Source organism: Hoeflea algicola (assembly GCF_026619415.1).
In the GTDB taxonomy this organism is placed as follows: Bacteria; Pseudomonadota; Alphaproteobacteria; order Rhizobiales; family Rhizobiaceae; genus Hoeflea; species Hoeflea algicola.
In genome coordinates, this window is the sequence record NZ_JAOVZR010000001.1 from 618952 (window position 1) to 639418 (window position 20467).

General features: G+C 61.1%; 20 protein-coding genes. 10 read left to right on the forward strand and 10 right to left on the reverse strand.

Annotated features, from left to right (window positions below):
- Positions 1 to 13: 13 nt before the first annotated feature.
- From lexA to OEG84_RS03155, 6 genes are all read right to left on the reverse strand, one after another.
- A complete protein-coding gene (lexA, locus tag OEG84_RS03130; protein WP_267652381.1) occupies positions 14 to 727 on the reverse strand; it encodes a transcriptional repressor LexA in 714 nt (237 codons plus the stop codon).
- A gap of 98 nt (positions 728 to 825) precedes the next feature.
- Positions 826 to 2037, reverse strand: a complete 1212-nt coding sequence (locus tag OEG84_RS03135) for a molybdopterin molybdotransferase MoeA (protein WP_267652382.1) — start codon at positions 2035 to 2037, stop codon at positions 826 to 828.
- A complete protein-coding gene (moaC, locus tag OEG84_RS03140) occupies positions 2037 to 2543 on the reverse strand; it encodes a cyclic pyranopterin monophosphate synthase MoaC (protein ID WP_267652383.1) in 507 nt (168 codons plus the stop codon). Before moaC ends, OEG84_RS03135 begins: the two co-directional genes overlap by 1 nt.
- 1 nt (position 2544) lies before the next feature.
- Complete coding sequence (gene trpC / locus OEG84_RS03145) at positions 2545 to 3360, reverse strand: indole-3-glycerol phosphate synthase TrpC (protein WP_267652384.1); 816 nt, start codon at positions 3358 to 3360, stop codon at positions 2545 to 2547.
- Positions 3361 to 3364: 4 nt separating this feature from the next.
- Entirely contained in the window at positions 3365 to 4399 is a 1035-nt protein-coding gene (gene trpD, locus OEG84_RS03150) for an anthranilate phosphoribosyltransferase (RefSeq protein WP_267652385.1), read from the reverse strand.
- A gap of 41 nt (positions 4400 to 4440) precedes the next feature.
- Complete coding sequence (locus OEG84_RS03155) at positions 4441 to 6330, reverse strand: peptidylprolyl isomerase (RefSeq protein WP_267652386.1); 1890 nt, start codon at positions 6328 to 6330, stop codon at positions 4441 to 4443.
- Between the two features lie 255 nt (positions 6331 to 6585).
- Here OEG84_RS03155 and tpiA point away from each other — a divergent pair, with 255 nt between their 5' ends.
- From tpiA to OEG84_RS03175, 4 genes are all read left to right on the forward strand, one after another.
- Complete coding sequence (gene tpiA, locus OEG84_RS03160; RefSeq protein WP_267652387.1) at positions 6586 to 7356, forward strand: triose-phosphate isomerase; 771 nt, start codon at positions 6586 to 6588, stop codon at positions 7354 to 7356.
- Positions 7357 to 7495: 139 nt separating this feature from the next.
- Positions 7496 to 7903: a preprotein translocase subunit SecG gene (gene secG, locus OEG84_RS03165; protein WP_267652388.1), complete on the forward strand. Its 408-nt coding sequence runs from the start codon at positions 7496 to 7498 to the stop codon at positions 7901 to 7903.
- A gap of 145 nt (positions 7904 to 8048) precedes the next feature.
- Entirely contained in the window at positions 8049 to 9686 is a 1638-nt protein-coding gene (gene pyrG / locus OEG84_RS03170) for a CTP synthase (RefSeq protein ID WP_267652389.1), read from the forward strand.
- Positions 9687 to 9831: 145 nt separating this feature from the next.
- Positions 9832 to 9978 carry a hypothetical protein gene (locus tag OEG84_RS03175; RefSeq protein WP_267652390.1) on the forward strand — a complete coding sequence of 49 codons (147 nt, stop codon included), beginning with the start codon at positions 9832 to 9834 and terminating at the stop codon, positions 9976 to 9978.
- 41 nt (positions 9979 to 10019) lie between these two features.
- Here OEG84_RS03175 and OEG84_RS03180 read toward each other — a convergent pair whose 3' ends face one another.
- Entirely contained in the window at positions 10020 to 10673 is a 654-nt protein-coding gene (locus OEG84_RS03180) for a hypothetical protein (protein ID WP_267652391.1), read from the reverse strand.
- A 1230-nt stretch (positions 10674 to 11903) separates the two neighbouring features.
- Here OEG84_RS03180 and OEG84_RS03185 point away from each other — a divergent pair.
- Positions 11904 to 12314: a hypothetical protein gene (locus OEG84_RS03185; RefSeq protein ID WP_267652392.1), complete on the forward strand. Its 411-nt coding sequence runs from the start codon at positions 11904 to 11906 to the stop codon at positions 12312 to 12314.
- A 61-nt stretch (positions 12315 to 12375) separates the two neighbouring features.
- Here OEG84_RS03185 and OEG84_RS03190 read toward each other — a convergent pair whose 3' ends face one another.
- Entirely contained in the window at positions 12376 to 13245 is an 870-nt protein-coding gene (locus OEG84_RS03190) for a D-alanyl-D-alanine carboxypeptidase family protein (protein WP_267652393.1), read from the reverse strand.
- A gap of 130 nt (positions 13246 to 13375) precedes the next feature.
- Between OEG84_RS03190 and OEG84_RS03195 the strand changes: the two genes are divergently transcribed.
- Positions 13376 to 14269: a VOC family protein gene (locus OEG84_RS03195; RefSeq protein WP_267652394.1), complete on the forward strand. Its 894-nt coding sequence runs from the start codon at positions 13376 to 13378 to the stop codon at positions 14267 to 14269.
- Positions 14266 to 15105: a 3-deoxy-8-phosphooctulonate synthase gene (kdsA, locus tag OEG84_RS03200; RefSeq protein WP_267652395.1), complete on the forward strand. Its 840-nt coding sequence runs from the start codon at positions 14266 to 14268 to the stop codon at positions 15103 to 15105. Before OEG84_RS03195 ends, kdsA begins: the two co-directional genes overlap by 4 nt.
- Positions 15106 to 15196: 91 nt before the next feature.
- On the opposite strand, the gene OEG84_RS03205 is transcribed toward kdsA, so the two are convergent.
- Positions 15197 to 16930: a methyl-accepting chemotaxis protein gene (locus OEG84_RS03205; RefSeq protein ID WP_267652396.1), complete on the reverse strand. Its 1734-nt coding sequence runs from the start codon at positions 16928 to 16930 to the stop codon at positions 15197 to 15199.
- Positions 16866 to 17135 (reverse strand): hypothetical protein, encoded by a 270-nt coding sequence (locus OEG84_RS03210; RefSeq protein ID WP_267652397.1) that lies wholly within the window; start codon positions 17133 to 17135, stop codon positions 16866 to 16868. Before OEG84_RS03210 ends, OEG84_RS03205 begins: the two co-directional genes overlap by 65 nt.
- Before the next feature lie 398 nt (positions 17136 to 17533).
- Here OEG84_RS03210 and eno point away from each other — a divergent pair, with 398 nt between their 5' ends.
- From eno to pdhA, 3 genes are all read left to right on the forward strand, one after another.
- Positions 17534 to 18808, forward strand: coding sequence for a phosphopyruvate hydratase (gene eno, locus OEG84_RS03215; RefSeq protein WP_267652398.1), 1275 nt, complete (start codon positions 17534 to 17536; stop codon positions 18806 to 18808).
- 164 nt (positions 18809 to 18972) lie between these two features.
- Positions 18973 to 19281 (forward strand): FtsB family cell division protein, encoded by a 309-nt coding sequence (locus OEG84_RS03220; protein ID WP_267652399.1) that lies wholly within the window; start codon positions 18973 to 18975, stop codon positions 19279 to 19281.
- 147 nt (positions 19282 to 19428) lie between these two features.
- On the forward strand, positions 19429 to 20466 hold the full coding sequence (gene pdhA / locus OEG84_RS03225; protein ID WP_267652400.1) for a pyruvate dehydrogenase (acetyl-transferring) E1 component subunit alpha: 1038 nt from the start codon (positions 19429 to 19431) through the stop codon (positions 20464 to 20466).
- Position 20467: the final 1 nt, after the last annotated feature.

Genomic DNA, 20467 nt, shown 5'->3' on the forward strand with positions numbered 1-20467 from the left:
GGGCAGGGCAGTTTTAGTGATAGCGGCGGATCAGGCCCACCAGCTTGCCTTGCACCTTGACCCGGTCCGGGCCGAAAATTCGGGTTTCATAGGCCGGGTTGGCTGCTTCCAGCGCGATCGAAGCACCCTTGCGGCGGAACCGCTTCAGCGTGGCTTCCTCGTCATCGACCAGCGCCACCACGATATCGCCGGGGCTTGCCGTCGAAACATTGCGGATTACCACCGTATCCCCATCAAAAATGCCGGCCTCGATCATCGAATCACCCTTGACCTCAAGCGCGTAATGCTCGCCCGGGCCGATCATTTCCACCGGCACGTTGATGCTGTGGGTGTTGTTCTGAATCGCCGAAATCGGCACGCCAGCGGCAATCCGGCCCATCATCGGCACTTCTGCCGTGGTCGCCGGTTCGTCATTGGCAGGGACTGCACGACGCACCGATTCCGGTTTACCGAGGCTGCCCTGGATCACGCTCGGCGAAAATCCGCGCCGCGGCTGCAAATTGTTCTGGTAGCTCTCGGGCAGCTTGATCACTTCCAGCGCCCGTGCCCGATTGGGTAGGCGGCGGATGAAGCCGCGTTCCTCAAGCGCCGTGATCAGCCGGTGAATCCCGGATTTGGAAGCAAGATTAAGCGCATCCTTCATCTCGTCGAAGGAAGGGGGAATCCCGCTTTCCTTCATCCGTTCGTGAATGAAAAGCAGAAGTTCGTGTTGTTTGCGCGTCAACATGATTCATACGTCCCGGTGCCCGAGGAGAAACAAAACCAGAACCGAAATACCATGTTCTATATGTGTTCCGCAAGAGCAGCCGAAACATTGACGGAACATCAGGGGCGCAAAACCAGCACATCGCAAGCGTCGCCAGCTATTGCCGGCGGCGCAAAAGGCGGCCGAATGATCAGGCAGCGGGCATCCGAAAATATCTTCATCAATGATGAATCCTGACGTAGCGACGGTGTTGCCTCGAGCCCGCCCTCGGGGCCCGGCGCAAGGTCCCCACGAAGATAGTCCTGGCGCTGGTCGTTTTCCGGCAAGTCTCTGGTCAGTATGGCTTTTTGGATCCGCTTCGGGGCAGGGCGTCCGCCCAGTCGTGCCACCAGCGGTTCTAGGAATAGATACGCACAGACAAGGCTCGAAGCCGGATTTCCCGGCAGTCCTAGCACCCGCATTTCACCCAGCCGTCCCGACATCAGCGGCTTGCCCGGGCGCATGGCGATTTTCCAGAAATCGAGCGCCATACCGCGCCCGGTCATGGCTTCCTGCACCAGATCATGGTCGCCCACCGAAGCCCCGCCAATGGTCACCAGCACATCGGCGCCCTGTGAAATTGCCGAATCAAGCGCCGCATCCAGCGCTTCCATCCGGTCCTCGGCGATCCCCAGATCGATCACGTCGGCGCCTGCGCCACGCGCCAGCGCCGCCACTCCAAAGGTGTTCGAGGCAATGATTTGCGATGGGCCAAGCTTCTGGCCGGGCAGGCGCAATTCGTCGCCGGTGGCGAGTATCGCCACCCTTGGCCTGCGTGCCACCGGCAGGCTCGCGTGGTTCATGGCGGCTGCAAAGGTGATCGCGCCCGCGTCGAGCAGCCGTCCGGCTTCGAGCCCCACCTTTCCCTCTGTGAAATCAACACCCGCAGGGCGGATATGCCGGCCGTCTATGGCTGCCTCGTTGATTCTCACGGTGCCGTCGCCAAGCGGTGAGACATGTTCCTGAATGACAATAGCATCGGCGCCCGCTGGCACCGGCGCGCCGGTGAAGATGCGGACTGTCGAGCCCGGCTCAAGCGTCCCGTCAAAACTGTGCCCGGCAGATGATTCGCCTTGAAGCTTCAACACGGTGCCGGCCTTCACGTCTTGCGCCCGCACCGCGTAACCATCCATGGCTGATGCCGCAAACGGGGGATGGGTGCGCAGCGCTTTGAGATCGCGCGCCAGAACCCGGTCGAAACACTCGGCCAGGCCGAGCATTTCCGGCTCACCCCGGGGGGCGGCTCCCTCGAGTATCTGCGCAAGTGCGTCGTCCACTGGCATCAGCGCCATCACTCAGCCTCCTCGGTCTTCAGATCCCAGGTTCCGGACTTGCCGCCGGACTTGGCGATCACCCTGATCCCGCCGATTTCCATGCCGCGGTCCACCGCCTTGCCCATGTCATAGATGGTCAGGCAGGCGACCGACGCTGCCGTCAGCGCCTCCATCTCCACACCGGTCTTGCCGGTCAGTTTTGCCAGCGTGCGCACGCGCAGGCCGGGCAGGGCGTCATCGGCGGTGATGTCGACGCTCACCTTGGTCAGCGCCAGCGGATGGCAAAGCGGAATCAGGTTTGCGGTCTGCTTGGCCGCCATGATGCCGGCAACCCGCGCGACGCCAATCACGTCGCCCTTCTTCATGTTGCCATCAAGGATAAGCTTGAGCGTTTCGGGCTTCATCCGCACATGGCCTTCGGCTTCGGCAATGCGCACCGTATTGGCCTTGTCACCGACATCCACCATTGCCGCCGAACCGTCCTCGGCAAGATGGGTGAGCCGCGAGGAGGTCTCATCGGCCATCTTATTCAGCCGCCGTGCGTGCGCTGTCGCCTGAAAGCAGCATTTGGGTGGCTGCCGTCACATCGGTCTGGCGCATCAGGCTTTCGCCGACCAGGAATGTCGAGATGCCGCTGCGCGACAGCCGCGCACAATCGGCGTGCGATCCGATGCCGCTTTCGCCTACCAGGATCCGGTCATCCGGCACCATCGCCGCCAGCCGTTCGGAAACGCTCAATGAGACCTCGAAGGTCCTCAGATTGCGGTTGTTGACGCCGATCAGCCGGCTATCGAGTTTGAGCGCACGTGTGAGCTCGTCCTCGTCATGCACTTCGATCAGCGCCGCCATGCCGAGCTCATGGGCTTCGTCTTCCAGCCGCTTGGCGTCGTCATCGTCCAGCGACGCCATGATGATCAGGATCGCATCCGCACCCCAGGCCCGCGCTTCGTGCACCTGGTAGATGTCGAACATGAAATCCTTGCGCAGCGCCGGCAGCTTGCAGGCCGCACGTGCCGCGGTCAGAAATTCCGGCGCTCCCTGAAACGAGGGCGCATCGGTCAGCACCGAAAGACAGGCAGCCCCTCCTGCCTCATAGGCCTTGGCCAGCGACGGCGGATCGAAATCGGCGCGGATCAGGCCTTTTGACGGGCTTGCCTTCTTGATCTCGGCAATCAGCGCATAACCGCCATCGGCATGCTTGGCCTCGATTGCGGCAATGAAGTCGCGCGGCGGCTCGGTGTCGGCTGCGCGTGCCTTGATCTCGCCAAGCGGCAGCTTGGCCTTGGCAGCGGCGATCTCTTCGCGCTTGTAGGTTTCGATTCGTGTCAGAATATCGCTCATTGGCTCAGCCCGCCTTTGGTGCAGGAGCATGAGCTTGCGACACACTGACCAGTGTGTCGAGTGCTGCCAATGCCGCACCACTGTCAATTGACTGGTTGGCCAAGGTAATGCCGTCAGCCAGCGTTTCCGCTTTGCCGGCCACCACCAGCCCGCCGGCAGCATTCAGCACCGAGATGTCGCGGTAGGCGCCGGCTTCGCCCTCGAGCAGCCGCTTAAGCGCCTTGGCGTTATAGGCGCCGTCGCCGCCCTTCAGCTTGGCCAGCGGCACCCGCGTCAGGCCAAATTCTTCCGGGGTTGTTTCAAACGAACGGATCTTGCCGTCTTCCAGCGCTACAATTTGCGTCGTTCCGGTCGTGGTCATCTCGTCCAGCCCGTCGCCATGCACCACCCAGACCGTTTCCGATCCCAGATCACGCATCACTTCGGCCAGCGGCTGCAGCCATTCGGGCGCAAACACCCCCAGTAACTGCCTCTTGACGCCGGCCGGATTGGCGAGCGGTCCCAACAGGTTGAAGATTGTTCTGGTGCCAAGCTCGACCCGGCTCGGCCCGACATGGCGCATCGCCGAATGATGGGCTGGCGCGAACATGAAGCCGACACCGGCCTGGTCGATACAGGCGGAAATGCCTTCGGGCGCAAGTTCCAGCGAGATCCCGAGTGCGGCGAGCGAATCCGCAGCTCCCGATTTCGACGACAGCGCCCGGTTGCCGTGCTTGGCCACCTTGACGCCGGCGCCGGCAGTGATGAAGGCCGCCGCCGTCGATACATTGTAGGTGCCCGAAGCGTCGCCGCCGGTGCCGACGATGTCGATCGCATCGGCGGGCGCGCTGACCGGCAGCATGCGCTCGCGCATCACGCTGACCGCGCCGTAGATTTCATCGACGCTTTCGCCGCGGACCCTGAGTGCCATCAGGAACCCGCCGATTTGCGAAGGCGTGGCATCGCCCGACATCATCACCCCGAAGGCGCGTCGGGCTTTTTCGCGGTCAAGAGGCTCGCCGCCCGCCACCTTGGCGATGAAGGATTTGAGATCGGCCATGGTGCCTGCTTTCCCTGTCTACGTAATCTGGTCTTTCCGGCTTAGAACGCAAGGGCCCGGTCGGCCAGCGCCTGGTCGATGGATACCCCCAGATCGGCCTGCAACCGTGCCACCATCTGGTCGAGAATGTCGTCAGCCACCTGTTGTGAAACCTGCGCGCGTTGCTCGGCTGCAACCGAACCCGCCGTCACCGTGGACGCGTCGTTGACCGACTTGACCTGCAGCAGGATCTTGTTTTCGCCCGAGGCGTCGTTGGCCACGCCGAGATGGCCTTTCGGGCCGGCGAAGGCTTCCGAAACAGCTGCCGCACCAAACACCGCGTCAGCGCCGCGACGGTTGAGCGCATATTTGGTTTCCACCGATACCGCCAGTTCCTCGGCGATTTTCGCAAGCTCGGCGCCCTTTTCGAGCCGCTCATGAAGTTCGTTGGCCTTGGCGCCGAGTGCTTCCAGCGACTTCTCTGCTGTCCAGTCGGCCACCACCCGATCGCGCACTTCATCAAGTGTGCGGTCGCGGGCAGGGGTGACGTCAATCACTTCGTACCAGACAAAGCCTTCTGCTCCGAGGCTGAGCGGCAGCGTCTCGACGCCGGGTTCGGCCTCGAACGCCTCTTTCAAGAGCGTCTGCGATTGCGGAATGTCGCTGATGACGTCGCCGTCCGGGGTCTGGCCGGTGCGGTCGATCGCCTCGATGCTCACCGGCTTGAGTTTCTGCTGTGCTGCGGATTCAACCAGCGTCATGCCGCCGGCGCGGGCATCCTCGAATGCGTCATGCACATCAAGCAACGCCTGCGAGGCCTCGGCCAGTGCCAGTTCCTTGCGGATCTCGGCCTCGACTTCTTCGAAGCTGCGTGTAGATGCAGGTGTGATCTCCGCCACCCGCAAAATCACAGGTCCGAACTGACCATCAACCACCGATGTGGTGCCACCGGGAGTATTGATCGCAAACGCAGCGTCTGCCAGCGATTGATCCGGCATAGATGTCTTTGTGAAGCTGCCAAGCCGCACGTCGGCTGCCGAGCGGCCCTGGGCTGTCACCAGCTCGTCAAAACTCTTGCCCGAAGACAGTTCGACTGCAGCCGCGTCAGCTGCTGCGCGGTCGGCAAATACCAGCTGGTCGACCGTGCGGGTCTCGTCAGTGGTGTAACGATCCTTGCGCGCCTCATAGTCGGCTCGCGCAGTCTCGGCGCTGATTGCCGCAGGATCGGCGATATCTTCGCTTTCCAGCTTCACATAGGTGAGCTTGCGGTATTCGGGTGCGGCGTATTTCGCCTTGTTGGCCTCGAACCAGCTTTCGAGCTCACTGTCTGTAGGAGCCGCCACCGGATCGATATTGGCCTGGGTCAACAACAGATAATCAGCGTCGCGGGTCTCGGATTCGTATTGCGCCATCGCCGCAATCATCGTGTCGGGGGCGGAGAAGCCCTCCGAAACGGCTTCGACGATCTGGGTGCGCACCGCAACCTGGCTGCGGTTCTTGAGATAATCTTCCTCGCTCATGCCGACCGTGCGCAGCACCTGCTGGAAGTTGCCGCGGGTAAAGCGTCCGTTGAAATCATGAAACGCCGGGTCCTCGGCAACCAGCGTCGCAAGCCGTTCGTCCGACAGCCCCAGATTCATCATCCGTGCCTGCTCGTCGAGCAATGCGCCGGCGATCAGCTGCGAATAGACCTGGTTCTGGATTCCGAAGGCGCGTGCCTGTTCCGCGGTGATGCGGGTTCCGAGTTGACGGCCCATCACCGCCATCTGCCGGTCATAGGCGAGGCGGAATTCATTGGCAGAGACTTCGGTTTCGCCCACGGTCACCACCGAGGTGCCGGCGGAGCTCAGAATGGAGCCGGAAATGCCCCACACGCCGAACGATGCCACCAGCAAGATGAGGAGGAATTTGGCGACCCAGCCTTTGGTGCCCTTGCGCAATAGTTCAAGCATAAATGCTCCTGCATGATCGATCGTGGCAGCCCACGTAAATGAGAACCGTCCATACGGCCCTTGTCCCCCGATCCTTTAGACGAAACTTTCAGCGAATTGAAGGGTGAACGGTCCGATTGCCGAAAGCTGCGCCCCGGCCGCGCCTGCCGGCGTCGCAGCCGCGGCATCGGCCGCTTGGCTCCGACGGTGCTTCGTTTGCTTTTCCGCCTTGGTCTGCTAAATCCGCCCCAAGCATCGCTGACACGGGGAAAGCACATGACACCTGACATCCGGCCGCTAGTGGCAGGCAACTGGAAGATGAACGGCAAGCGCGACCAGCTTGACCAGATCAAGGCCATTGCCGAAGGAATCGACGCCGATCTCGCCGATCATATCGATACGCTCATCTGTCCGCCGGCAACGCTGTTGTACGTGGCCACCGCAATTGCCGAGCAGACCCCGCTCGCCATAGGTGCCCAGGATTGCCATGAAAAGCAGAACGGCGCCTATACCGGCGACATTTCCGCCGAGATGATCGCCGATTGCCTGGCCGATTATGTGCTTGTTGGCCATTCCGAACGCCGCGCACTGCATGGTGAAAGCGATCAGACAGTCCGCGCCAAGGCCGAAGCGGCCAAGGCAGCCGGTCTGGTCCGCGTCATCTGCATCGGCGAAACCGAAGCCGAGCGCAAATCCGGCCAAACCCTTGATGTGCTGGGTCGCCAGCTTTCAGGGTCGGTGCCCGATGGCGCCACGGCAGAAGACACCGTGATTGCCTATGAGCCGATCTGGGCCATTGGCACCGGTCTCACCCCCACCGTCGCTGACGTCACCGAGGCGCACGCATTCATCCGCGCCGAAATGAAAACCCGGTTTGCCGGCGAGGGCACTTCCATGCGGCTGCTTTATGGCGGTTCGGTCAAGCCCGACAATGCGGCAGAGCTTTTGGCCGTTCCTCATGTCGATGGCGCGTTGATTGGCGGCGCCAGCTTGAAAGCCGCTGACTTCCTCGCCATTTGTAAGGCCTGCCGCGGCCTGATCGGCTGAGCGACCGGCAAATTCCTGAGGTTTATGCGCCTTAGCGCCCCCGACCGGTATGGTCGGGACTTGGAAAGCCGGTCGCGCTCGTGTAAAGAGCCGCCAAACCGGACATAGATTGCGCCCTTGAAGGGCAGGAAAGAACCCGATGCAAACCGTTTTGATTGTCGTCCACCTCATGATCGTACTGGCGCTTGTCGGCATCGTGCTGATTCAACGCTCTGAAGGCGGAGGCTTGGGCATTGGTGGCGGTTCCGGCTTCATGTCGGCACGCGGCGCCGCCAACGCGCTGACCCGCGCCACCGGCATTCTTGCCGCTGCGTTCTTCATCACCTCGCTGGGTCTTGGTATCCTCGCCCGCTACGGCGACAGCCCGACCGATATTCTCGACCGTATCCCGGTCGAAACCCAAGGTACCGGCGCTGGCGTTCTTGATCAGCTGGGTGGCGCCCCCACCCCGTCGACGGATGCCGAAACCCCGGTAGCACCTGCTGCGGAGGGCGACATTCCTGCCGCGCCGGCATCGTCCGGATCGGATGTTCCTTCGGGGCAGTAAGCCTGAATTGCGGAATGACCGGCGGATGGCGCACATCGTCTCCGCCGGTTTTTTCATGGCCGCAGTTCAATTATACATGTAAAAACCGCCCCTCGAGGTTTTTGGGGTGGCGGAATCACAAAGCAAGGGATATCGGTCCAAGCCCATGGCGCGATATGTATTCATCACTGGCGGCGTGGTCTCCTCGCTTGGCAAAGGTATAGCCTCAGCCGCCCTTGGCGCATTGCTGCAGGCCCGTGGTTATCGGGTGCGGCTGCGCAAACTCGACCCCTATCTCAATGTCGATCCCGGCACCATGAGCCCGACTCAGCACGGCGAGGTGTTCGTCACCGACGACGGCGCCGAGACCGATCTTGACCTGGGCCATTACGAACGCTTCACCGGACGCTCGGCGGTCAAGTCCGACAACATCACCACCGGCCGGATCTACAAGGACATCATCGACAAGGAACGGCGCGGCGATTATCTCGGCGCCACCGTCCAGGTGATTCCGCACGTCACCAACGAAATCAAGAATTTCGTGCTCGACGGCAACGAGAATTATGATTTCGTGCTGTGCGAGATCGGCGGCACCGTCGGTGACATCGAGGCGATGCCGTTCATCGAGGCGATTCGCCAGCTTGGCAACGACCTGCCGCGCGGCAATGCCGTCTATGTCCACCTCACACTGATGCCGTGGATCGCCGCTGCCGGCGAACTCAAGACCAAGCCGACCCAGCATTCGGTCAAGGAACTGCAGGCGATGGGCATTGCACCCGATATCCTGCTGGTCCGCGCCGACCGCGAAATCCCGGCCGAGGAACGCCGCAAGCTCTCGCAATTCTGCAATGTGCGCCCCTCCGCCGTGATCCAGGCGCTGGATGTGCCGTCGATCTACGATGTGCCGATTGCCTATCACAAGGAAGGCCTCGATACCGAAGTGCTGGCAGCCTTCGGTATCGACCCGGCGCCAAAACCCCGCATGCAGGCCTGGGAAGCGGTCTCCGAGCGCATCCACAATCCCGAGGGCGAAGTCACCATCGCCATCGTCGGCAAGTACACCGGCCTCAAGGACGCCTACAAATCGCTCATCGAAGCGCTGTATCACGGCGGCATCGCCAACCGCGTCAAGGTCAATCTCGAATGGATCGAATCGGAGATCTTCGAGAAGGAAGACCCGTCTCCCTGGCTCGAAAAGGTCCACGGCATTCTGGTCCCCGGCGGCTTTGGCGAGCGCGGCGCGGAAGGCAAGATCTCGGCTGCCCGTTTCGCCCGCGAACGCAAGGTGCCTTATCTCGGAATCTGTTACGGCATGCAGATGGCGGTGCTTGATGCGGCGCGCAATCTGGCCGGCATTGAAGACGCCATGTCCTCGGAATTCGATCGCAAGAGCGGTACTCATGTCGTCGGCATCATGACCGAATGGCTCAAGGGCAACCAGCTTGAAAAACGCGCAGCGTCGGGCGATCTCGGCGGCACCATGCGGCTGGGCGCCTATCCGCACCCGCTCAAGCCCGGCACCCTGATTTCCGAGATCTACGGCTCCACCGAAGTCTCCGAGCGCCATCGCCACCGTTACGAGGTCAACATCGCCTTCAAGGACCAGCTCGAATCCGCCGGTCTGGTGTTTTCCGGCCTGTCGCCCGATGGCCTGCTGCCTGAAACGGTCGAGTATCCGCGCGACGTCCACCCGTGGTTCATCGGCGTGCAGTATCACCCCGAGCTCAAGTCGAGGCCGCTGGAACCGCACCCGCTGTTTGCCAGCTTCATCGAAGCCGCACTTGAACAGTCGCGCCTGGTGTAACGGGTTTTCCCGGCGATAGCGCCGGGGCCTTGCCGTTTTCATGGGGCAGGGCTGTGTCCCGACATATTTGGCTACCCGCCCGCTGCCAAACCGTGCAACACCGTGTCCGGACGCAAGTCGCGTTTTTCTCCAGGGACACCCAGCCATGAACCGCAACACGCTTTACATTATCATCGCCCTGCTCGTCGTCGGCGTTGGCGTCATCGGCTTCCAGCTCTACCAGGAGCAGCAAAAGCCATCCGGCGTCGAAATCAAGATCGGCGAAAGCGGCATATCAATCGAACAGAATTAGATTTGTCCCGCGCGGCCCCACGGGGCAGGGGTGCGCCCGTCTTACAGCCCTGACCAGCCGGTCAGGGCGACCACCAGCGGCACCGGCGCCACCGCCAGTGCGACGATTGCCAGGAATGTCGAAAACGACACCACGCGGCTCAGCCCGGTGATCATCGCAATGCCGCCACCACCGCCGATCAGCGAATTTCCGGGCAGGTTGAGCAGCACGATCAGCGCCAGCAATCGGTGCCTGAGCAGCCACGGCACCAGCCGGCGCGGACCCTGCCGGGCGAGATATTTCTTCCGGTCGTCCACATCCAGCAGGCTGAACCGGGTGATCATCACGTAAAGCTGGGTGAACCCGCGTGCCCTGACGAACGCCGCCAGTGGCGCGACCGGCACCAGCCGGCCGATGGCGAAGGCCAGGCACAGCGCCAGAACCGTGGAGATATAGACAAAGCCGGCGATTTTTGCGCCGAACACCATGATCAGTGCCATGCCAATTTCCGCAGCTGGCAGGAACGGAATCGCCATCACCAGCACATACAGGATCATGAAGCCGATCACCGCCCCCTGATAGGGGCTGGAATCCTGGTTGATGTTGGCGGCCAGCAGGCTTTGCTCGAAATACTGTGCCAGCCAGTTGCCGCCGAAAACCAGCAGCGCATAAAGCCCGGCAAGCAGCACCAGCCTACCCAGTCCGCGCGCCGTCATCGGCTTAGCCGGTGGGGATCATGCCGGTCTGTTGTCCACGCCATCGCCGTTTCTTCCCTATCAGAATCAATGCCATGCGCGCGCATCCTCGCGTCAGGGAACGTTAGCGCCCCGCCGCCTGCAATGCACTTCACATTGCCGTTCCCGACCGTGAACGCGCTTGCAGACCATCGCCGGCCACATTGAAATGACAGCGGCAGCCTACGTTGTGTCCTGAGAATCGATGATCGCCGGTGGTTCAAATCCCAGTTTGAGGGCAAACCGGTTGACCGGGTAATGTGTACCGGGTCGGCTGGCTTGGTGGCATGGCAGAAAATGATAGGACGGCCAGCGTGTCCTCGCGGCAGCCGCGTGACGTCAATCAACAGCCCGACCCCGTTCTATAACTAACGGCGGTCGCGTCCCACCCCGCTTTTGGCAGATGATTACGCCCCCGTCCAGAGCCGATCGAAGCCGAGGGTGGAGGGACGCGGTTCTCGTCGGAAATACGCGGAAGAATTTCTGCTTCAAACACCTCGAAACGGCTGTAACCGGGCGTTCGCACAACAAAATTCCACCAATATTGTCCACACTTCCACGCGCGATGGCATCATCATTGTGCTCCCGCTGCCGGATGGAACGCGAACGCTTCGGACCAGGCGGGGGAATGCCTCGCAACCCTTGCCGTAACGTGCGGCTCGGGATGAGAGGAGGCGGTGACCATCGTGGTTCCGCTGGCAGTTCGCCTCTTGCTTGCATGGGCGCGGGCCAAGCCAGCCACCGGGTCGGCCTTCAGAACGACACTTGCCCCCGGGCGGGTGCGCGGGCTGGACACCGAAACGGGCCTGTGGCGGATTTGATTGTTCTTTTTGCAGTCGGGTTCGTGCCGGAATGCGCGGTGCAAGGCGCCTGCAATGGCCATCGTCCGGGCTGTTGCGGAAGCCGGTTTGCCGCCTGTCGGATGCGGACATCATCCGGCAAAGTTCGGGCCGTGTGCGTGCTGCGCCACCCCCCACACTACCACTTCCCAGAGGCAAAGCCCGCACACGGCCCTCCGGACCATCTTCTCCTCCATACCTCGGCGGTCTGCCGCGCGGGACCATTTTGCGTTGCCCGCCCGGATTGCCGCTCCTTGCGCGCATACTTGCCGCCAAATCGGAAGTTTGACACACTCCCACGCTGTGGTGCCCGCGCTGTCTCGGTACATCCAGCCAGAGGCGATATCGCCGCACCTGAGGAGGGATCAAGACCATGCGCAGTGTAAACGCAGTCCTGGCATCATTGGCCGCCGCCGCATTGTTCGTGCCGCTGGCGAGCCCGGCCCACGCCACCCAATCGATTTCCTGCACTGACATGAAAGAGGATTCCAGTGTCCACATCGTGCTCGGCGCCGGTCCGGTTCCCAATGTTTTGTCGGTGTCGATCGAGATGGGTGACTGGGAGTTGACCACCGATCCCAATCTGCCGGGAGATCTGGTGGTCAAGGCCCAGGACTTTGATGATGGCGAGGTCTTCCGCATTGATCTGATGGATCAGCAGGTAACCAAACGGGTTGCGGCGATCCGGCTGCTCCGGGCCGATCACGACACCATGCCCTTGCAGCTCGGTTTCATTCAGATCGAGGATGATCCGCCGGTCGGCATTTCCTGCACCGGCCCGTAACTCACGAACTGTCGCCCGTGTACTGCCGCCTTACGGATCAGGCAATCATCTGAAAAGTTGGCTACTTGGCCTTTTTCACAAAAGCCGACATCAACTGCGCCATGCGCTGATCGCGGATTTTGGCCTTGTCTTCGCCCATCACCACGCCGACCACCGACTTGCCGCCGCGGGTCACCGATGTGGCGAGATTGAAGCCCGATGCGCGGGTGTAGCCAGTCTTCAGCCCGTCAGCGCCGGGAATCATCGCCATAGCCCGGTTGTGACCCTTGATGGTGCGACCCGCCACCGTCACTTCGGTCTGGCTGAAATAGCCGTAATAATGCGGGAATGTGCGCCTCAGCGCGATTGCCAGCCGCGCCATGTCGGTGGCCGTCGTCACCTGACCAGCGTCGGGAAGCCCCGAGGCGTTCTTGAAGGTGGTGCGGCTCATCCGCAGCGTGCGGGCTTTCGCCGTCATCATCTCGGCGAATCGGGATTCCGAGCCGCCGCCCAGAAATTCGGCCATGGCGGTGGCCACATCATTGGCGGATTTGACCACCAGTACCCGGATGGCGGTATCGACGGGAATCGTCTGACCGGCTTTCAGCCCCAGTTTCGAGGGCGGCCTCCGCGCTGCATAGGCCGAGATCGGAATCAGTGTCTCGCGGGTGGCGCGGCCCTGGTCCATCGCCTCGAACATCAGGTACAGCGTCATCATCTTGGTCAGCGACGCCGGATAACGGGTTTCGTGGGCATTGGCGCCATAGAGCATCTTGCCGGATTTGGCATCAACCACGATCGCCGCATATTTACTCGGTGTCGGTGCGACCGAGGTGACGATCTCGTCGATCGAGCCACCGGATGAGGCACAGGCCGAAAGCGCGAGCGCCATCAGCAGCATGGTAATCGACAGATGGCAGCGCTTCAGCGCCACAGCAAAATGCCCGGTCAAAAGGCGTTCCCCCGGTTTGTACACGGTCTGAAATACCGGTTGGCCAGCTTTTCCGCAAGGCCCGCCCCGCCGCAGTTGCGCGGCAGCAAAGCTTGCTGATATGGGGAGTGCCAAACGGAGAGCCAAATCCATGACGTCACCGCGAACCGCCAGACCGCTTGATCATCTCGTGTTGCCTGTCGAGGACCTGGAGAGCACGCGCACCCGCCATACAGCGCTCGGCTTTACCGTGGCCGCCGAGGCCCACCATCCCTTCGGCACCGAAAACGCCTGCGTGTTTTTCGATGACGGAACCTATCTCGAACCGCTGGCAATCGCCTCGCGCGAGGATTGCGAGGAGGCCGCACGGCAGGGCAATGTCTTTGTCGCCCGCGATCAGGCCTACCGGTTCCGCAACGGCGACAATGGCTTCAGCGCTTTCGTCGTCGGCTCCAGCGACGCCGACGCTGATCATGCCCGCTTTGTTGAACTGGGAATGTCCGGCGGCGATATGCTGGGCTTTTCGCGGCTAATGCGGATGCCCGACGGGACCGAACACGAAGCGAGCTTCAAGCTTGCCTTTGCCGCGGATCTGCGAGCGCCCGACATGTTCGGCTTCGCCGTCGAGCGCATCAATGTGCCGACCGCCGGTCACTCTGCCTTGAGCACCCACGCCAACGGCGTCATCGGCATCTCGGAAGTGGTTTTGTCGGAACCCAACCCTACCGATTTTCAGTATTTCATCCAGGAGCTATGCGACAACCGTGAAGTCGACGCCAATTCCTTCGGCATGACCATCGAGCTTCAGCAGGCCTCCGTCACGGTTCTCAACAATGCCGGGCTCGAAGCCTATCTCGGCCTGACCGACCCGAGCCGCGCCCGCGGGCTGCGCACTCGTGCTGTTGTCTACCGGGTCACCAGCCTGGTCACCATCACCGAATTTCTGCACGAGAACGACGTTACCGTCCGCCAGGTCGGTGCCCGCCTGATGGTTGATCCTGCACCCGGTCAGGGCGCGATCTATTGTTTCGAGGAAGTTCGATGACTGCTGCCAATTCCACCGTCAACGCCGGCAACGTGGTGTTCGGCAACCAGCTGCCACTGACACTGATCGCCGGTCCCTGCCAGATGGAAAGCCGCGAGCACGCCTTCGAGATCGCCGGCCAGCTCAAGGAGATTTGTGCCAATCTCGGCATCGGGCTGGTCTACAAATCATCCTTCGACAAGGCCAACCGTACTTCGCTGTCGGGCAAGCGTGGCCTCGGGCTCGACAAGGCGTTGGCGGTGTTTGCCGACATCAAGGCCGAGTTCGGCCTGCCGGTCATCACCGATGTCCACACCGAAGAACAATGCGCAACGGTAGCTGATGTCGTCGACATCCTGCAGATCCCGGCTTTTCTCTGCCGACAGACCGATCTGCTGATCGCCGCCGCCAGAACCGGCCGCGTGATCAATGTCAAGAAGGGCCAGTTCCTGGCGCCCTGGGACATGAAGAATGTGCTCGCCAAGATCACCGACAGCGGTAATTCCAATGTGCTGATGACCGAGCGCGGCGCTTCCTTCGGCTACAACACGCTGGTCAGCGATATGCGCGCATTGCCGATCATGGCCGCGATGGGCGCGCCGGTGATCTTCGATGCCACCCATTCAGTACAGCAGCCCGGCGGGCAGGGTGGTTCGACCGGTGGTCAGCGCGAATTTGTCGAGACGCTGGCGCGCGCTGCCGTCGCCGTCGGGGTTGCCGGCGTGTTCATCGAAACCCATGAGGATCCCGACAACGCGCCCTCTGACGGTCCCAACATGGTGCCGCTCAGGGACATGCCGCGCTTGCTGGAAACGCTGATGGCGTTTGATGCCGTGGCCAAGCGCGCCGCCTCCTGATCCAGATCTGTCTGCATTGTTGATTGTGCAAGAAAAAGGCCACCGGATTATCCCCGGTGGCCTTGCCTGTTCTATCATGTGAGCCATGCGCTCAGAACTCGCTCCAGTTCTCCTGCTTGGCGGCAGTTGCCGCACCACCAAGGCCGAAGGCAGAGGCCACCTTGGCGCCCAGCGCGCGCGCCGGCGACAGTGCCGGTTTCGATCCGGAAGTGGCGGTTGCCAGCGCAGCGTGGCCTGCACCAGAACCAGGATCGGTCTTGAAGCGGCCTACCAGACCCTCGAGCTTCACGGCTTCACCGGAAAGGTCCTGGGTGGCGGCATTGGTCTCTTCGACCATGGCTGCGTTCTGCTGGGTTACCTGGTCCATCTGGTTGACCGCCGAGTTGATCTCGGCCAGCGCCGTCGACTGTTCGCGCGCGCCGGTGACGATCGAGATGATGTGATCGTTGATCCGGTTTACCTGGGTTTCGATATCCTTGAGCGCCGTGCCTGTCTCATTGACCAGCGACACACCGGAGGCAACTTGGGTCGAGGAGGTCTCGATCAGGGTCTTGATCTCCTTGGCCGCCGTGGCGGAACGCTGCGCCAACTCGCGAACCTCCTGGGCAACCACGGCAAAACCTCTTCCGGCCTCGCCGGCGCGCGCTGCCTCGACGCCGGCATTGAGTGCCAGCAGGTTGGTCTGGAAGGCGATGTCATCGATCACCGAAATGATCTGGCTGATCTGGCGTGCGGAGGCCTCGATTTTTTCCATCGCCGAGATGGCATCGTGAACCACCGTGGCCGATTTCTCGGCGCCAGCCTTGGCGGTTCCGACCATCTGGCTGGCCTCGTCCGCCCGCTGCGACGAACTCTTCACCGTCGCGGTGATCTCGTCGAGCGCGGCCGCGGTTTGTTCAAGCGAGGCAGCCTGTTGCTCGGTGCGGCGCGACAGGTCGTCCGCAGCACTGCCGATTTCCGAAGAGGACAACCGCACCGAGTTGGTTGTCGTCGATATGTCGCTCAGCGTCGAATTCAGTACTTCGATGGAGGAATTGAACTCGGAACGGAGTTTTTCATATTCCGGCGCGAAAGTCTCGGTGATGCGGTAGGTCAGATTACCACCCGACAGGTTTTCGAGACCGCTGGTGAGCGCCTCGATGACGCGAACCCGCTCGGCCTCTTCCTTGGCCTTGTGGGCGGCGTTGGCTGCGTCGAGTTCGTCTTTCTCGCGGCGGGCCGTCTCGCTCTGCTCGCGTGCCGTGTTGCGTTCCATCGCCGCGTCACGGAAATAGGCGACGGATTGCGCCATCTCGCCGATTTCATCGTCGCGCTCGGCATAGGGCACATCGCGATTGTAGTCCCCGTCGGAAAGCACCTGCATATAGTCTTTCATCGCCGTCAGCGGCACGATCGCCCGCTGGCGGAAGACGAACAGGCCTGCCAGGAAAAGCACCACAGTGCCGATGCTGGCCATCAATGCGATCAGCGAGAACAGCGCATCATCGGCAACGGCTTCGGCGCGAACCTGCTGATCATGTGCAGAAACTTCGGCGACCAGATCCTTGACTGCGGCATCGCTGGCCAGAAATGCGGTGCGCAATTCGCCCAGTGTGATCGTCGCCGTCGGCATGTCCATATTGATGATGGCGGGAACAAGGGTCCCGTTCATGATCTCCCAGTAGCGATCGCCCTCGATCAGGGTGCCGGCTTTGAGGTGCTCAAGCAGCGCGCTGTTGTACTCGGAACCTAGCCAGTAATCCCTGCGGGACTTGTACTCTTCATACAATTCGCCGATCTCGCGCTGCGTTCTGTTCAGCGATGGTCGGATGCACCATCGCTTCATTGGCCAGCATGTAGGATTCGACCACATAAAGCGGCGGCGGCAGGATGTCGGCCAGCAGATCCTTGTTGTCGACGATCTCGGTGTAGACCGGCCCGGTCACCTTGAGATCTTCATAAATGAATTTCTGCAATCCGAAGGCCGCCGTCAGCCCGAGTGTAACGGTGATGGCTAGCAGCACCAGGCTTCGCGATATGTTGAGCTTCATGACATCCTCATGGGAAATACTGATCAAGGTGGGGAAGAGAGATGGCCATGCCCGCTTAAGCTGGCAGTCTCACCGGTTCGACAACGCGGGAGATGACACCACGTTCGGGAGAGGCTTCATGCCATTGCCAGCAATTCGGATATCGATGCGGGCAGCCCTGCTTCCCTTGAATTCTTAGGGGCGTTTGGGTTAGCGGAACCTTAATCCGGACGTCGAGCTGGTAATTATGTATTGGGTTACCGAGATTGTAGATGCGCTGACAGCCGACTGATGCGCTTTTTCGCACGCCCAGCCAGGCCGTTTCCGTCTGCGCATCGCATTTGATTTTCGGGTGCTTTGCGGTAAGAACGCGCAACGCCGGAATGGCGCTTGTCCCAAGCCATACAAGGAACCAAGTCATGACCGCCATTATTGATATTGTTGGACGGGAAATTCTCGACAGCCGCGGAAACCCGACAGTTGAAGTCGATGTCCATCTCGACGATGGCGCCATGGGCCGCGCAATGGTTCCCTCAGGCGCCTCGACCGGGGCCCATGAAGCCGTCGAGTTGCGCGACGGCGGCAGCCGCTATCTTGGCAAGGGCGTGGAAAAAGCAGTCGCCTCGGTCAATGGCGAGCTGCGCGAGAACATCTGCGGCATGGATGCCGAAGGCCAGATTGCCCTCGACATGGCAATGATCGAGCTTGATGGCACTGCCAACAAGAGCAAGCTCGGCGCCAACGCCATTCTCGGCGTGTCGCTGGCAGCCGCCCGCGCCGCGGCGCAATCGAGCGGCCTGCCGCTCTACCGCTATGTCGGCGGCGCCAATGCACGGCTGTTGCCGGTGCCGATGATGAACATCATCAATGGTGGCGCGCATGCCGACAACCCGATTGATTTTCAGGAATTCATGATCATGCCGGTGGGCGCTTCCAGCCTGCGCGAGGCGGTGCGCATGGGCTCCGAAGTGTTCCACACCCTGCGCAAGGAACTTGCCGCTGACGGTCACAACACCAACGTCGGCGACGAGGGCGGGTTTGCCCCGAACCTGAAGAGCGCGCCCGAAGCGCTCGACTTCATCATGAAGTCGATTGAAAAGGCCGGCTATCGTCCGGGCGAAGATATCCATCTCGCGCTCGACCCTGCCTCGACCGAATTCTTCAAGGATGGAAAATACGATCTGGCAGGCGAGGGGCGTGTTCTCGAAAGCGCGGAAATGGCTGCCTATTACGCCGAGCTCGTTGCCAAATACCCGATCATCTCGATCGAAGACGGCTTGGCCGAAGATGATTGGGAAGGCTGGAAGACGCTTACCGATATGGTTGGCGACAAGTGTCAGCTGGTCGGTGATGATCTGTTTGTCACCAACTCCGCGCGGCTGCGCGACGGCATCAAGATGGGCGTCGCCAATTCGATCCTGATCAAGGTCAACCAGATCGGCACGCTGTCGGAAACCCTTGATGCGGTCGAGATCGCCCACAAGGCCGGTTATACTGCGGTGATGAGCCATCGTTCCGGTGAAACCGAAGATTCCACCATCGCCGATCTCGCCGTCGCCACCAATTGCGGCCAGATCAAAACCGGTTCGCTGTCGCGCTCCGACCGGCTGGCCAAGTACAACCAGCTGATCCGCATCGAGGAAGAACTCGGTATTGAAGCAGCTTACGCCGGCGCCTCGATCCTGCGCGGATAACAGCCGCACGCCAAACGCCGGCGAATGTCGCCATAGCCTTGGAAGCCCGCACCCGTTTGCGGGCTTTCTTGCGTCACCTGTGTAAAAATGTCGGGTGGTGGCTAACCCTATATTAAGCATGGCCTGCCATTCTGTGTTCCTCGCAGGGGTAAGGCGTTTAGCGAATGCGGACTCAATTCAGAAAACAGCGGAGATGGGGCAGGTGGGTAATTCCTCTGCTCTCACTGGGCTGTTTTACCTATTTCGGATTTCATTCCTGGTCGGGGGCCTATGGCCTCAATTCGGCGGAAGCGCTCGAGGTGCGTCGCGTTGAGTTGACGGAACAGCTTGCAAGCTTGACCGAACGCAGGCAACGTCTGGAAAGACAGGTCCTGTTGCTGAGCGACGGCGCAGTGGAGGCGGACATGCTCGATGAGCGGGCGCGGTTTCTCCTGAATGTCGCCCGCGAGGACGAGGTCGTCTATTTCAATTGATTTAGATCATTAACCTGAATTCGGTTAATTCAGACAATTTCTATTTAAAACAACAGCATAGCAAACATGCCAGCTATGCATTTATGCGCTTGCTGCTGGCGGCTTAATTCCCTATGGTCAATTCACATTTCCACTGGGAGGATGACAATGGCTCCACGTAAAAGCGCGCCAGCCGCATCCCGCAAGAAACCAGCCGCAAAAAGCGGTCTGAATGGCGGGATTACCGACTTCGACAAGTCCACCGAACTTGAAGCCTATCATGAGATGCTGCTGATCCGCCGCTTCGAAGAGAAGGCGGGGCAGCTCTACGGCATGGGTTTCATTGGCGGCTTCTGCCATCTCTATATCGGCCAGGAAGCGGTCGTTATCGGCATGCAGATGGCGCTCAAGGACGGTGACCAGGTGATTACCGGCTATCGTGACCATGGCCACATGCTGGCCACCGGCATGGAAGCTCGTGGCGTGATGGCCGAGCTGACTGGCCGCCGGGGAGGCTATTCCCGCGGCAAGGGCGGCTCGATGCACATGTTCTCCAAGGAAAAGAATTTCTACGGCGGTCACGGTATCGTCGGCGGCCAGGTGTCGCTCGGCACCGGCCTGGCATTTGCCAATAAGTACCGGGGCAACGACAATGTTTCGGTCGCCTATTTCGGTGATGGCGCAGCCAACCAGGGCCAGGTCTACGAGAGCTTCAACATGGCAGCACTCTGGAAGCTGCCGGTGATCTACATCATCGAAAACAACCGTTACGCCATGGGGACGTCGGTTTCTCGCGCATCCGCGCAGACCGATTTTTCCATGCGGGGCCTGTCCTTCGGCATTCCCGGCCATCAGGTTGACGGCATGGACGTACGCGCGGTTCATGCGGCTGCGGTCGAGGCCGTGGCGCATTGTCGTGCCGGCAAGGGGCCGATCATTCTGGAAATGATGACCTATCGCTATCGCGGCCATTCGATGTCCGATCCGGCGAAATACCGCAGCAAGGACGAGGTCCAGAAGATGCGCGCCGAACATGACCCGATCGAACAGGTCAAGGCCCGTATCCTCGAGCTCAAGCATGCCACTGAGGAAGAACTCAAGGGCATCGACAAGAATGTGCGCGATGTGGTGGCGGACGCGGCGGACTTCGCCCAGGCCGACAAGGAGCCGGATGCCTCCGAGCTCTACACCGACATTCTGCTTTAAG